The following is a 13,888-nucleotide window of genomic DNA, read 5'->3' on the forward strand; positions in this document are numbered from 1 at the left end:
CTAGAATTTGGCTTTCAGGTTAAAAGTAAAAGTGCGGGTGGTAGGATACGAACCGCTCTGGTAGCCCTGGAGGTTCCCGGAGCCGAGGGTATCTTCCGGATCGGCGTGCGGCATGTTCTTGTGGATGATCCACAGGTTACGACCGATGAAGGAAAGATCTATCCCCTTGATGAAGCCCATCTTCGCGATGAATGGCTTCGGCAGGGAATAAGCCAATACCACTTCGCGCAGCTTCACATAAGAAGCATCGTATACAAAACCTTTGTTGGGATTGCTGTAATCGCCGTACAGGCCGTAATAGTTCCAAACATACTTCGTGTTTTCCTTCCCGTCTTCCGTTACGCCTTCCACGATGGTGCCGCCCCCGTTCTCCACGCGCTCGCGGCTGTTCACGCCACGGTCGTTTACCAGCGCAGTTTCTTCATACATCCCCTGCGACAAACCATAGTACATATCCAGGCTGAATAATTCGCCGCCTTGTTTCACATCCAGCAAAAAGCTCAGCGAAACATTCTTGTAGCGGAACTGGTTGTTCAAACCTGCAATCCAATCCGGGTTGGGATCGGCGATGATGTTGTTGGTGGTAGGACTGATCAGATAATATCCGTCTTCATCCACCGTTCTCCGCCCGTTCGTATATACGTAATCGGTACCACGCACTACGCCAAAAGGATGACCCACGGCCGCGTTGATCGTCACACCACCCTGGAAGCTGCCCAACTGGATGTTATCCGTGCCATCGGGCAGGGACACCACGCGGTTCTTGTTGGTCGACCAGTTCGCCGTCACATTCCAGGAGAAGTTGCTGGTGCGGACAGGGTTGCCCGTCAGCGAGATTTCCAGCCCTTTGTTTTCTACAACACCGGCGTTCATATATCTTGTCAGGTAACCAGTGGAAGCGGAAGTAGCTATAGGAATGATCTGATCGATCGTTTTGGTAGAATAGGCCGTCAGGTCCAGCCCAATGCGGTTGTCCAGGAAACCCAGCTCGATCCCGCCTTCCAGGCTTTCCGTACGCTCGGGTTTCAGATTCTGGTTGTTTTTGGTGGAGCGGCTGCCGAATTGCACAACACTACCCCAGATATCTTCCTGAACATAGGTATCGCGAATAGCCGAGATCGGGGCGTCGGCGCCTACCTGCGCGTAGTTTGCCTTTATCTTGCCGATGCTCAGCCAGGTGGCTCCCGGCAACAGTTTGCTGAATGTAAATCCGCCGGAAACGGAGGGATAGAAATAGGAATTGTTCCCTTTGGGCAAAGTCGAAGACACGTCGCGGCGAAGGGTCATGTCCAGCGACAACATATCGTTGTACGACAAGGTTGCCCCACCGAACACGCCCTGCACTTCCCTTCTGCCCAGGTACTCCAGCGGAGAAGCGGGGGCGCTGGCGGAGTTGGCGAGCGAATAGAGTTTCGGGATAACAAGTCCGCCGTTGGTTTGCGCGGAAATATTCTCGATGCGTTGCTTCCGGACGTTCGTACCGAGCAGCGCTTTCAGGTTCAGTTTATTGGCGATGTCTTTATCGGCGTTGAATAACAGGTCCAGGTTCGTTTCCTTGAACCAGCGGTTGCTCCGAAGGTATTTGGCGATACCCTGGCTTCCGGTGGCGATGCGCTCTTCCTGCAGCTCATCGTAGTAGTCCTGAGCGATACGCCCCATCACGTTCAGCCAGGGCGTGAGTTTGTAGTTGACGGCCATGTTGCCGAAGAAGCGGTTGCGGGAATCGTCCTGGTAATTTTCGTAGATGGTCCAGTACGGGTTGTCCCAATAAAGCGGCCGCGGGTTGGTGATGCCGCGCATGTTCCAGGTGCGGTTCTGGCGGTCGCGGAAATAAGCGTCGCGCTGTTCGAGGATGTCGGTGCTGGTTTGCCACCATTGGCGAAGACTGGTCATGATATTCTTACCCTCTCCGCCATCGTATCCCGTCCCCCATCTGCCTTTGCCTTTGATATTGGTATAGTTGGCAGCGGCGGTGACAGACAGTTTGGAAGTGAGGTTCAGGGTCGCGTTGAAGTTGAGCAGGTTCTTGATAATCCGGCTGTTTTCAACGATGCCCTGTTCGTCGTTGCGCGTGATGCCGACTTTGAAGGTGCCTTTATCATTGGCTCCGTCCGCGAATACGCTGAAGTTGGTGGCTGAGCCGGTGCGGAAGAATTTATCCGGCGAATTGGTGGGCGCTACCCAAGGTCTTTTTTTCAGGTAATTAGGGGTTCCGGGCACGAGGGCGTCCCATTGGTACACCATCAGATTGGGATCAAAGCGGTGGCCGTAGGAGGCGTCGTCCCGAATGGGCGCGATGAGATCGGGGGTACCGTCACCATCGAGGTCTTCACTGTAGAAATAGCCGGTAGCGTCTGTTTTGGATGTATCATAACCTGCGCCATAGAGCCGTTGGTATTTCGGGAAGGTGCTTTTGTCGAGATACCCGAGCGAACCGCCGGCGTTGACAGTAACGCCGATGCCGCGGGAAGCTTTTTTCGTGGTGATGAGGATCACGCCGTTGGCGCCCTGCGATCCGTATAGCGCACTGGCGGCGGCGCCTTTCAGTACAGTAACGGTCTCGATGTCGTCGGCATTGAAGTCGGCCGCGGTGCTGCCGTAGTCGTACCCGCCGCCACCCAGGCGCTGGGCGGAGTTGGCGGTGTTAACGAGGTTCCGGGTGCCGGAAGCGTTGGCGTAGGGCACGCCGTCTACGACAAACAGCGCCTGGTTATCGCCCGTAATGGAACGGATGCCGCGCAGCGTGATGTTGGTGGAACCGCCCATGGCGTTGCCTTGTTGCACGTTCAGCCCGGCGATCTTTCCGGAAAGGCCCTGTACGAAGTTGGGTGTCCTGATTTTGGCGATCTCGTCGCCTTTAATGGATTGCACCGCATAGGGCATCTGGTTGCGGGTCCTGTTTACCCCGAGCGCCGTTACCACCACTTCGGTAAGCTGCGCTTCGCCTTTCAGCAGGCGGATGGTATAGCCTTCTCCCACAGCCGAAGCGGCTGCTTCCGCGCGGAGGAAACCTACCATGGTAAAAACGAGGGTTGCGCTTTCCTGCGCTTTGAGGGTGAATTCTCCTTTGGCATCGGTGAAGGTACCGGAGGTGGTACCCTTGATCTGAACGGAAACCCGCTCGAGCGGCATTCCCGTTTCATCAAGCACCACGCCTTTCCGCACGGCATCCTGCCCGAATAGGGCTGGCATGATACCAGTGAGGATTAACATGAATAGCAATCGTTTCATAAGCGTCTTTTAGGTTGATAAAATGAAGGTTTAGACACAGCAAGAAACGATTGCCCTTCCGATCCGGGAACAGGCGGGGTGTTGAGACGGAGTTTTTTGATTCCAACATGTCAATTTGGAACGCTGAGCTCCGGCAACTCAAAACATAAGCCAGCAAAGGCTTTTAGCAGATTTACACAGGCACGCGCTTATCATGTTCAAGCGCCTCCATGGCTGATTGCATAGGAATTCCGGCCACAGGTCACATCAGTAGTACTACGTAGCCGTCGTACAATTTCGGCGGAACTTTGAGGGGAGTTTACAATATTGTTCAGGCGGAACGCGGAGCATCCAGCGGGATGCCGCATAGTTTGGCGGGCATAGGCTGCTGCGCGAAACGGAGCAGCTTCTCCAAAACGGCATGCAACACCTTGCCGTCTACTGGTTTGCGGAGATAGCCGTCCATACCCAGCTGGATATACGCTGCCTCCTGCTCTTTGAATGCGTCGGAGGAAACGGCGATCACTGGTATGTGGCGCAGCTGCTCGTCGGCCCGCAGGGCGAGGAAGGTTTCCTTTCCGCTGAGCACGGGCATGTGAAGATCCATAAGGATCACATCGGGCATGGTCTTGCGGGCCAGCTCGATCCCGTCGGCGCCATCGCCGGCAAAGGCAACGCGTGTAATACCGATGCGGGCGAGGAAGTGTTTCATGATGAGGTGGTCGAACTCGTTATCGTCCATCACCACTACCGAAGTATCGGCGGGGAGCAGCGCGAGGGGCGTGGCGGGCTTGGGCAGGTCGTTCACGGCATCGCTGACGAGCAGCGGCAGGGTGATGACGAAGTTGGTCCCTTCACCGGGAACGCTGCTCACCTGGATGGAGCCGCCCATGTTTTCAGCTTTGCGCTTGGCGATGGCGAGGCCCAGGCCGCTACCGCCGAATTCGCGGTAGAGTTCACTGTCGCCCTGCTCAAACGGTTCGAAGATCGCGTTGAGCTGGCCGGCGGTGATGCCTTTGCCTTCGTCACAGATCTGGAGGAAGAGGCGTTTCTGCTGATGGAAGCAGCGCACGCGTATATTCTTGCCCGAAGGCGTGAATTTGATGGAGTTGGAAAGTATGTTGTTGATGATCTGGCCAAGCATGACCTTATCGCAAAGGATCTGCTCCGGGAACCGGTTGTCCACTTCGAGATGGAGGGTCACGGATTGTTTGCTGGCAACACTTTGGTAGATGCTGACGGTGTGCCTGAGCCAATCTCTGAGTGAAAAGGGCTCCGGTCTTACTTCATCGGTTTTTCCGGCTTCTATTTTTGACAATTCCAACACGTGGTTTACAAGTTCCAGGATATTATGGCCTGCTGCCTGCATATTCCGCGCCATTTGCCTGGCTTGTTGCGGAGCATCCGGCTCGCCGGAAGAAAGGGTATCGCAGAGGAGTTCCGTCATGCCTACAATCAGGTTCAGCGGCGTTCTGATTTCGTGGCTCAGCTCGCTGATAAATTGTGTTTTGGCCGTATTGGCTTTCACGAGGGCTAAGGTCCGCTCATACACGAGCTGTTCCAGTTCCTTGCTGTATTTTTCCAGTTCTTTGCGTTGCCGCTCCACTTCCCGGCGGCTTTTGGCGAGCGACATATTCCTGTTCCGCAATATCCGCAACAGGTCCATAATATTGTCCTGATAAAGATGGATGGCCAGGTAATTCAGGTATAGCACAACCGGCATCACCATCCAACGGTAGATATTCTGTGTCGTTTCGCTTAATGGAAGCGGAGTTACAAGATGAAAATAGTAAATAAACTCGAGAATAACCAAACAAAGGATGGGCATGGCCGCGCAAATGATCCGGGGTGCTTTTTCCTGGGGCTTCCAGATCAGGAGCGCCACGCTCATGAGAAACACCGCCAGCAGCTGGACTTCCGTTACCCTCCCCAATATACTGCCGTAATAAAGGATCAGTGCGATGTAAATGGCATGAATGGCCACCCTGGCCTCCATGTGCCGGCGCTTCCCGTTCAGCCACACCACCCCGAAAAATGCTGGGGCAAACACCAGCAAAGCCGGCAAAAGAATGAGCAGCGAATGTAATAACAGGTAAAATGCGATGCCATATACAATCACCAGCATCCCGGTAATCGCACTGACGATATTCACCACTTTTATCCTGCGGCCTTCTTCTTTACCTGACGACTGCACCACACCTTTCCGATAAATACCCTGTATCCCATATCGGAGGCGGTATAAAACTTGCATCATCACGAACAATTTTTGAAACAAACAAAGAGACAAACAAAAATAAGGAACATGCCTGCCGGCCCTGGTTTTTCATAGTCGCCGGTCAGTCTTGTAACAGTCGTTCAATTCAGAAATAATGGATCTTTATCACGGGGCACTCATCGCCGAAGCGACGAATAAATATAAGGAATCCTTTCCGTATAAAAATATACGTTGTAACGGGCGTTTCGGATTGATTTTGGTATGTTTTTATTCTTTCCGGGTCCCTTTCTTCCCGGGTTGCACTTCATGAGGCAAAGGAGTCTGTGAAGGGCGCCGTTTTTCCTGCATCACCGACTCGCTTACTTCTCCCTTATCATACGTTTCCCGCAGCATATTCCCCTCTTCATCATAGAGCCGCCACTCACCGTGGCGCACACTATGGCCTTTCCGCGTCACCTCCACCAGCTTCTCCTCACCTGTCGTCACGTCGATTGTGACCACGGTATCTTTCTGCCCCTCCAGGTCGATGGCCAGCATCCGCCCCGCTGCGCTCACCTTTCCATTGAGATAATAATATTTGCACAGCCCGTCCAGCGCGCCGTTCTTATACGTTTCTTCTGCCACCAGGTCCCCGTCTTCGGTCATCTTCTTCCAAACCCCTTCCTTCCGGCCGTTCAAATATTTGCCTTCCAGTATGTATGCCGGATCCTCCCGCTTTGCAGGCAACCTTTCCTGCCATACCCCCTGCTTACGCTGCTTCGCGTCCACCTGGTTTTCCGCGCTCTGCGCACCGGCCGTAAAATATAGGCCGCAGCCCAACAGGATCATCATTCCCGTACGTTTCATACTGCATGTTTTAACAACACCACAAATTAGCATTTTTTATCAATTATATAGACCCTTCCCAGTAAAAAGGCCGCCCCGTGATCCGGAACGGCCTTTACAGGAAACGCAGGTTGCGCGTTGATCGGAATTATTTGGTCAGCGTAATCGTTGGCACGCGCGTATCCTTCGCCCGCTCGACTTTTATGCCTGTCAATGTCGTGTCTTTATACCCGTTGCCCGCGTTCACGAAGATGTCGTAAGTGCCGGGCTTCAGCCCTCTCACTTTCCATTCGCCGCCACGGCCCGGAAGGGCATACAGCGAATCGAGGTCGTTGTGTACGGTAATGATGGATTGCGCGTCTGTCGGCAGCAATTTACCGGATACGGAACCGGTTTGCTTCACCGTCCACACGTGGATAAAGGGTTTGAGGATAAATTTGCCGTCTCTTACCTTGATGATGGAGCGTTGTACATCGAAATCAAGATACAATTGCAGGTTGTCGGGAGAAATTTCGTCCCACTCGTTATGCCTTACGCGCACAACGATCTTTACCTGACCATTCACGGAACGCAGCGGATAGGTTACGCCGTCTTTCACCAGCGAATTATCCGGCCCCAGCGTAATGCGGATGCTCAGGATGCGGCCCTTGGGCACATAACCATTGGCCAGGCTTGTATCTACGCCGTTGCGCAATTGCAGCATGTCGTACACGCCCGGACGGATACCCAGCGAGTCCCAGGTATAACATTCCTTGTCGTGCCAGCGGTCGCGCCAGTCTTCCCACCAGCCGCAACGGTCGCGGTCGTCCCAGTCATCATCATCGTCATCGTCATCATCGCCGCCCCGGCCGGTAGTGGCGCAGGTGTCTACCAGCACTTCCACTTTGCGGATATCGATGTTTACTTTATCAAACAGCCCGGGATCATCGGTGAGCATGAGGCTTACTTTCTGCTTACCTTCCGGCACTTTTTCCGGCGCGGCGGATTCGTTTTTGCTACAGGCGTAGATAACGACGGACAGAATGCCCATGAGAAGTACGGGCCAACCTGCTTTTCGGAGGAAGTTTTTCATACTAAAGATTTGGTTTTAAAGGTGATGTGGTTTTATATGTTGTACCCGGTTAAAGCATTTTCAATAACAGATAATGGTATGTTCGTCTTTACAATCCAGATGATGGTTCTTCCGTTTACTACGGATAATGGCGCTATTTAAAACGTAAGGACTGCGGGGCTTATTGTATGGCGCAACGCGGTATTTCCGGCTGGCCCCTGCCGGGATATCAACAGCAAAACTCCGGCCAGATTCCATGCTGGAACCGCCGGGGATCATCACAATTTCGTGGGAATTATTTGCGCCCTTTTTTCGGTTTGGCGGGTTCCATCCTGAGCACCACGGCTCCGAGGGGCGGCAGCCGCAGGATAATGTCGAACGGCCTGCCGAACCGGCCGGGTACCGGGTGGAGAAGCCCCATGTTTACCACGCCGCTGCCATGCCATTCGGGGGCGTCGCTGTTGAGGATTTCCCGGAACGGTTCGCCCCATGGAATGCCGATGGGATATTCTTCCCGGGGGATCGGCGTCATATTCAGCGCCACCAGGATCACCTCCCCTTCCGCGCCTTTACGGGCGTACACGAGGATGCTGTTTTCCTGGTCTGCCAGGTGAATCCATTCAAACCCCGCGGGGTCGAACTGCTGGCTGAAGAGCGCCTTTTCGGAAGTATATAATTGGTTGAGGGCTTTGACGAAATCGCGCAGCCGGCTATGCGTGGGATGCTGCAACAGCTGCCATCCCAGTTCCGACTTGAAATTCCATTCCTTCGTATCCCCGAATTCATCTCCCATGAAAAGGAGCTTCGTTCCTGGGTGCGTGAACATGTAACTGTACAACAGCCGCAGGTTGGCGAATTTCTGCCAGTCGTCGCCTGGCATTTTATAGATCATGGGGCTCTTCCCGTGCACTACTTCGTCGTGGCTCAGGGGCAGCATGAAATTCTCGCTGAAAGCGTACATCATGCTGAAAGTGATCTGGTTATGATACCACTTGCGGTACAACGGGTCTTTTTTGAAATAATCGAGCGTGTCGTTCATCCATCCCATCATCCACTTCATCCCAAATCCCAGCCCGCCGAGGAACACCGGCCGGCTCACGCCGTAAAAGCTGGTTGATTCCTCCGCGATGGTCTGCACATCCGGAAAACGTTCATAAATGCGGGCGTTCATTTCCTTCAGGAAAGAGATTGCTTCCAGGTTCTCGGCGCCGCCATGGACGTTGGGCTCCCAGGACCCCGGCTTCCGCGAATAATCCAGGTGGATCATCGATGCAACCGCATCCACGCGGAGCCCGTCGATATGAAACCGGTCGAGCCAGAACAGGGCGTTGCTCAACAAAAACGAGCGCACTTCGTTCCGTCCATAATTGAAAACATAACTGTTCCAGTCGGGATGAAACCCTTTCCGCATATCCGCATACTCATAGCAATGGCTCCCGTCGAAGCGGTATAGCCCATGATCATCATATGGAAAATGCGAAGGCACCCAATCGAGGATTACCGCGATGCCGGCATGATGGAAAGCGTCCACCAGCGCGGCAAACTCCTGCGGCGTGCCATAGCGGCTCGTAGGCGCGAAGAAGCCCGTCAGCTGGTACCCCCACGACCCGTCGAACGGATGCTCGGCCACCGGCATAAACTCAACATGCGTAAAGCCCATTTCCTTCACGTACGGCACCAGCATGGCGGCCATGTCGCGATACGTATAAAAACGCTCATGGTCGTCCGGATCGGGCCGGCGCCAGGAGCCGAGATGTACTTCGTACACGGAAATCGGGCTTTTCAGGCTGTTCTTCTCTCCTCTTTTCTTCATCCATGCCGCGTCTTTCCATTTATATTCCAGTTTCGAGGTGATGGATGCCGTTTGGGGCCGCAGCTCCCAACTGTTGGCGAAAGGGTCGCCTTTGCGCAGCTCCTCCCCGGAATTGGACCGGATGAAGTATTTGTACAGCTGCTGCTCCTTCACCCCGGGTATAAACCCTTCCCAGATGCCTGATTTGTCCCACCGCGGGAATAGGGTATGACTGTAAATATTCCACCCGTTGAAGTCCCCGATCACCGATACGAAAGCTGCATTGGGCGCCCACACGGCGAAATAAGTGCCGTGTTTCCCCTCGTAAGTCAGTCCATGGGAGCCGAACTTTTCGTACAGCCGGTCGTGCTGCCCGGCCTGGAACAGCTCAATATCCCTGGCCGAAAACAGGGAGAAAGGCTCTACGGGCTGCAGTTTCCTGAAGGGTTCCTCGTCTGCGGGGAGCTGTTTGCTCGGGTGTTGGGTCGTCATAACTGGGCGTTGGGTGCTTTCGTACAAGGTAAAAAATACCCGCAAACTGACGCTTGCGGGTATAATATTTCTTGATAAGAAAAAGGATTATCCACGTTTGGGGCGGAAACCGCCGCCGGAACCGCTTTTGGAATACTCGCGGCGCGGACGGAAACCACCGTCTTCACTACCGCTCCAGGTTTTCTTCGGACGATCGCCATAGCTGCGGTAACCACCGCCACCACCGGGCTTGCGCTTGTCGCCATCCTGTGAAGTTTCGATCCTAACGGAACGGCCGTTGTGTTCCACCTGCTTGAAACCGGACTGTACCTGGGGCGCCGCATCGTTCTCCACTTCGAAGAAGGAATACACGCCTTTAAGGTCGATACGGCCAATTTTGTTGCCGCGGATGCCAGCGTTGTCACAAATAAAGCGGAGCATATCACCGCGGGTGAAGTTGTCTACCGAACCGAGGTTGATGAACAGGCGGGTAAACTTGCCGGAATTGCGGCGGGTCATGGAGTGCTCGTCGCTGCCACGGGGGCCTTCCTTCACGTTCAGATCCGGCGCGTCCTGGTAATATTCGAGGAATTCATTGAATTCGAGGGAAGCGAAACGGCGGATGATATCTTCCTTGCTGAGGTCCGCAAATTCTTCATAGATGCGGGTCAGATAGGGATCGATCTGTTCTTCGTTCACGGTTACGTTATGCACGCGGTGAACGAGGGCGAAGAGTTGTTTCTCGCAAACGGCGAATCCGTCGGGCACTTCAGCCTTTTCGAACTTCTTGCCGATTACGCGCTCGATCTGGCGGATTTTTCCGATGTCACGGCCGCTGACGATGGCAATGGATACACCGGAACGGCCTGCGCGGGCGGTACGGCCGGAGCGGTGGGTGTAGTTCTCCACGTCGTCGGGCAGTTCGTAGTTGATAACGTGCGTAACGTTATCCACATCGATGCCGCGCGCGGCTACGTCGGTAGCTACCAGTACCTGGAGGTTCTTCTCACGGAAGCGTTTCATCACCTTATCGCGTTGCTGCTGGGTGAGGTCACCATGCAGCGCGTCGGCGTTGTAGCCGTCCTTGATGAGTGATTCCGCGATTTCCTGCGATTCGATCTTGGTACGGGTGAAGATGATGCCAAAGATATCGGGGTTGTAATCCACGATGCGTTTCAGCGCGGCGTATTTGTCGCGGGGGCGCACCACGTAGTATTCGTGCTCGATGTTGGCATTGCCGGTGTTCTTTCCGCCTACGGTCAGTTCAAACGGATCCTCCATGTACTTCTGCGCGATACGGCGCACTTCGGTGGGCATGGTAGCGGAGAACAGCCAGGTGGTTTTTTCTTCGGGCGTGTTGGAGAGAATGCTGTTGATATCTTCCTGGAAGCCCATGTTCAGCATTTCGTCCGCTTCGTCGAGTACGGCGTAGCGTACGTTGTCGAAGTTGATGGCGCCGCGCTCGATAATATCGAGGAGGCGGCCCGGGGTGGCAACCACGATATGGGCGCCGCGTTTAAGATCGCGGAGCTGCATGCCGATCGAGGTGCCACCATAAACGGCAACGATGTTCACGTCGCCGAGGTATTTGGAAAAGTTCTTGAGGTCGTTGGTGATCTGCAGGCACAGTTCGCGCGTGGGGCAGAGGATCAGGCCCTGCACGTTACGCACTTTGGTATCCAGCTGGTGCAGCAGGGGCAGGCCGAAAGCGGCGGTCTTGCCGGTACCGGTCTGCGCGAGGCCCACGAAGTCGCGGTCGCCGCCAAGCAGTACCGGGATGGCTTTCTCCTGGATGGGGGTCGGGGAAACGAAGCCAAGGTCGGTAACGGCTTTCAGCAGATTTTCCTGTAAGCCTAATGATTCGAATGTAGTCATGTAATTTTTTTCGGTGTGGCCCGGGGTTGTTTTAAAAACCGGACCGGGTGATCAATGATGCCGGCGCAAAAAGTTTTAAACCAGCTCTCCTTCCAGGTCGTAGTCGAACGCCCTGGTAATTTTAACCTGTACGAATTCTCCGGGTTTCAACTTCCTGTCCGTGTTAATGATCACCTCATTATCCACCTCTACCGAATCGAACTCCGTCCGGCCCAGGTAACGGCCGGATTCTTTTTTATCTACTATTACTTTAAAGACTTTGCCAACCATCTCCTGGTTTTTCTCCAGGGAGATTTCCTGCTGCGTTTCCATGATGTCCTGCGCGCGGCGTTCTTTTTCTTCAGCCGGGATATTGTCTTCCAGCTCGTAAGCGGAAGTATTTTCCTCGTGGCTGTAGGTGAATACGCCTACGCGGTCGAAGCGGACTTCTTCGAGGAACCGTTTCACGTCTTCCACGTCTTCCAGGGTTTCGCCGGGGAAGCCGGTGATGAGCGTGGTACGCAGGGCGATGCCGGGCACTTTTTCACGGATGCCGGCGATGAGGTCCACGATCTCCTTGCGGGTGATCTGGCGCTTCATGGCTTTGAGCATCGGGTCGGCGATATGCTGCAGCGGGATGTCGAGGTAGTTGCAGATGTTATCGCGTTCGCGCATCACATCCAGGATTTCCATGGGGAACTTGGTGGGGTACGCATAGTGCAGGCGGATCCACTCCAGCCCTTTTACGTCTGCGAGGGCATGCAGCAGATCGGCCAGGCGGCGCTGTTTGTACAGATCCAGGCCGTAATAAGTCAGCTCCTGTGCGATGAGCATGATTTCTTTCACGCCGATCTTCACGAGGCGCTCCGCTTCCGCCACCACCTGTTCGATGGGCTTGGAAACGTGCTGGCCGCGCATAAGCGGGATGGCGCAAAAGGAACAGGTGCGGTTGCATCCTTCCGAAATCTTCAGGTAAGCATAATGAGAAGGCGTGCTTAACAAACGCTCCCCGATCAGCTCGGCCTTGTAATCGGCATCGAATTTCTTCAGGATGGAAGTGAGCTCCATCGTTCCAAACCAGGCATCCACGCCCGGAATCTCCTTCTCCAGGTCGCCGCGGTAACGCTCGCTGAGGCATCCGGTCACATAGACCTTGTCCAGCTTTCCGTTTTCCTTCAGGTCAACCTGGTCGAGGATGGTGTTGATGGATTCTTCTTTTGCTTTGTCAATAAATCCGCAGGTGTTGACAATCACGATGTTATGATCGCGTTTGGCATTTTCGTGCACCACGTCGATGTCGTTGGCTTTCAGCTGACCGCTTAATACCTCCGAATCCACCATGTTTTTGGAGCAACCCAGCGTAATAATATTAACCTTGTCTTTCTTTAAAGTTCTCGTCTTCAAAAAGCAATTTTTTAATTTCTCCCGGTTTCGTTACCGGAATTGCCACGAAGACACGCAGACACGCTCTAATGTTACAGCAGGCAAGCTGTTTGAAGTGACTATGAGCCTAAGTGGAGCTATTGAGAAGACGCAAAGGTAAACAAATTATTTGAATTACTGCATTTTCCGCTCAGGCATGTAAACGGCGCATGGCTTTCTCGGCTCTTTGGTTGGCCACCTTGCGTTTGTAATGGTACCACCACTCCGGCGCCATCTTGATGAGCAGATTGTTCATACTGCGCAAACCTGCGATATGGTAAAGCCCGTTGAGCTTGCCGGAGATCGACTGGTCGAGGGCGCGCAGGCTCATGGCGAAACCACCTTCCAGGTATTCCATGTGGTGCCAGTAGCCGCCGGGCATAAACATCGTATCACCGTGCTCCAGCACCGTAGTATAGGCTTTGGCAAATTTCAGGGCGGGAAAACGGTTTTCGTCCAGCCGGTCGGCCCAGCCCACGAAATTCGCCGCGCTTTCCACTGTCATGGGCATGCGATAGATGAGCTCCGATTGGCTGTTCTCCAGGAGCAGCACGCGTTTGCGGCCCACAAACTGGGTATGGAAGATATGGCTGAGATCGATGTCATAGTGCATGTGCGCCACTGATCCGCCGCCGCCGACGAAGAGCATGGGGTATTTCTTCAGAAAACCCTTTGCCAGGAAATCAGGCCAGTTGAAATCGCCCGTGAGCTGCGGGGCATGCTGGAAAATATTGAACAGGAAGATGCGGAGCTGCACGGGCCCGCTGGCCACCATATCCAGGTATTCGCCGAATGTGATATATTCGTCGGCACCATTAACAAGGGTTTTGGCCCCTGCCCTTTCGTTGTTGTAGACGCCTACCGTCCTGTCGCCGACGATGGATTTGAAATAATCCCAGGTCCATTTTTCATAAGCCGGCCACTGTTTGGACAATCCAGTGATGATCAAGGGTATGCGGGGCTCGTAATAATCTTTCCTGAATGCTTCCGGTGTGATATGGTCAACTCAATCTATGGATTGTACTATCATAAACGCGAATTGTTTTTA

Annotated in this window: 8 protein-coding genes; all 8 read right to left on the reverse strand. The window is 54.0% G+C overall.

Going from position 1 to position 13,888, the window contains the following annotated elements; translation table 11 throughout:
• The 8 genes from WJU16_RS02035 to WJU16_RS02070 all read right to left on the reverse strand — a co-directional run bounded on the left by WJU16_RS02035 (nt 1) and on the right by WJU16_RS02070 (nt 13,837).
• The gene (locus WJU16_RS02035) at nt 1-3,192 is read right to left on the reverse strand and encodes a SusC/RagA family TonB-linked outer membrane protein (protein WP_341836663.1); all 3,192 of its coding nucleotides are present in this window, start codon (nt 3,190-3,192) and stop codon (nt 1-3) included.
• A 349-nt stretch (nt 3,193-3,541) separates the two neighbouring features.
• A complete protein-coding gene (locus WJU16_RS02040) occupies nt 3,542-5,464 on the reverse strand; it encodes an ATP-binding protein (RefSeq protein WP_341836664.1) in 1,923 nt (640 codons plus the stop codon).
• A 228-nt stretch (nt 5,465-5,692) separates the two neighbouring features.
• On the reverse strand, nt 5,693-6,271 hold the full coding sequence (locus WJU16_RS02045; protein ID WP_341836665.1) for a hypothetical protein: 579 nt from the start codon (nt 6,269-6,271) through the stop codon (nt 5,693-5,695).
• Nucleotides 6,272-6,398: 127 nt separating this feature from the next.
• Nucleotides 6,399-7,322: a DUF4382 domain-containing protein gene (locus tag WJU16_RS02050; protein ID WP_341836666.1), complete on the reverse strand. Its 924-nt coding sequence runs from the start codon at nt 7,320-7,322 to the stop codon at nt 6,399-6,401.
• A gap of 274 nt (nt 7,323-7,596) precedes the next feature.
• Nucleotides 7,597-9,585: a 1,4-alpha-glucan branching protein GlgB gene (glgB, locus tag WJU16_RS02055; protein WP_341836667.1), complete on the reverse strand. Its 1,989-nt coding sequence runs from the start codon at nt 9,583-9,585 to the stop codon at nt 7,597-7,599.
• 87 nt (nt 9,586-9,672) lie between these two features.
• A complete protein-coding gene (locus WJU16_RS02060; protein WP_341836668.1) occupies nt 9,673-11,439 on the reverse strand; it encodes a DEAD/DEAH box helicase in 1,767 nt (588 codons plus the stop codon).
• A 75-nt stretch (nt 11,440-11,514) separates the two neighbouring features.
• A complete protein-coding gene (gene rimO, locus WJU16_RS02065; protein ID WP_341836669.1) occupies nt 11,515-12,822 on the reverse strand; it encodes a 30S ribosomal protein S12 methylthiotransferase RimO in 1,308 nt (435 codons plus the stop codon).
• A gap of 169 nt (nt 12,823-12,991) precedes the next feature.
• On the reverse strand, nt 12,992-13,837 hold the full coding sequence (locus WJU16_RS02070; RefSeq protein WP_341838639.1) for a cupin-like domain-containing protein: 846 nt from the start codon (nt 13,835-13,837) through the stop codon (nt 12,992-12,994).
• Nucleotides 13,838-13,888 lie beyond the last annotated feature (51 nt).

The organism is Chitinophaga pollutisoli, assembly GCF_038396755.1.
Classification (GTDB): domain Bacteria; phylum Bacteroidota; class Bacteroidia; order Chitinophagales; family Chitinophagaceae; genus Chitinophaga; species Chitinophaga pollutisoli.

What these genes read in the sequence shown, in the direction of transcription:
- WJU16_RS02035 (WP_341836663.1), bottom strand. Translation starts at nt 3,192, where the DNA reads ATGCCAGCCCTATTCGGGCAGGATGCCGTGCGGAAAGGCGTGGTGCTT.
- WJU16_RS02040 (WP_341836664.1), bottom strand. Translation starts at nt 5,464, where the DNA reads ATGATGCAAGTTTTATACCGCCTCCGATATGGGATACAGGGTATTTAT.
- WJU16_RS02045 (WP_341836665.1), bottom strand. Translation starts at nt 6,271, where the DNA reads ATGAAACGTACGGGAATGATGATCCTGTTGGGCTGCGGCCTATATTTT.
- WJU16_RS02050 (WP_341836666.1), bottom strand. Translation starts at nt 7,322, where the DNA reads ATGAAAAACTTCCTCCGAAAAGCAGGTTGGCCCGTACTTCTCATGGGC.
- glgB (WP_341836667.1), bottom strand. Translation starts at nt 9,585, where the DNA reads ATGACGACCCAACACCCGAGCAAACAGCTCCCCGCAGACGAGGAACCC.
- WJU16_RS02060 (WP_341836668.1), bottom strand. Translation starts at nt 11,439, where the DNA reads ATGACTACATTCGAATCATTAGGCTTACAGGAAAATCTGCTGAAAGCC.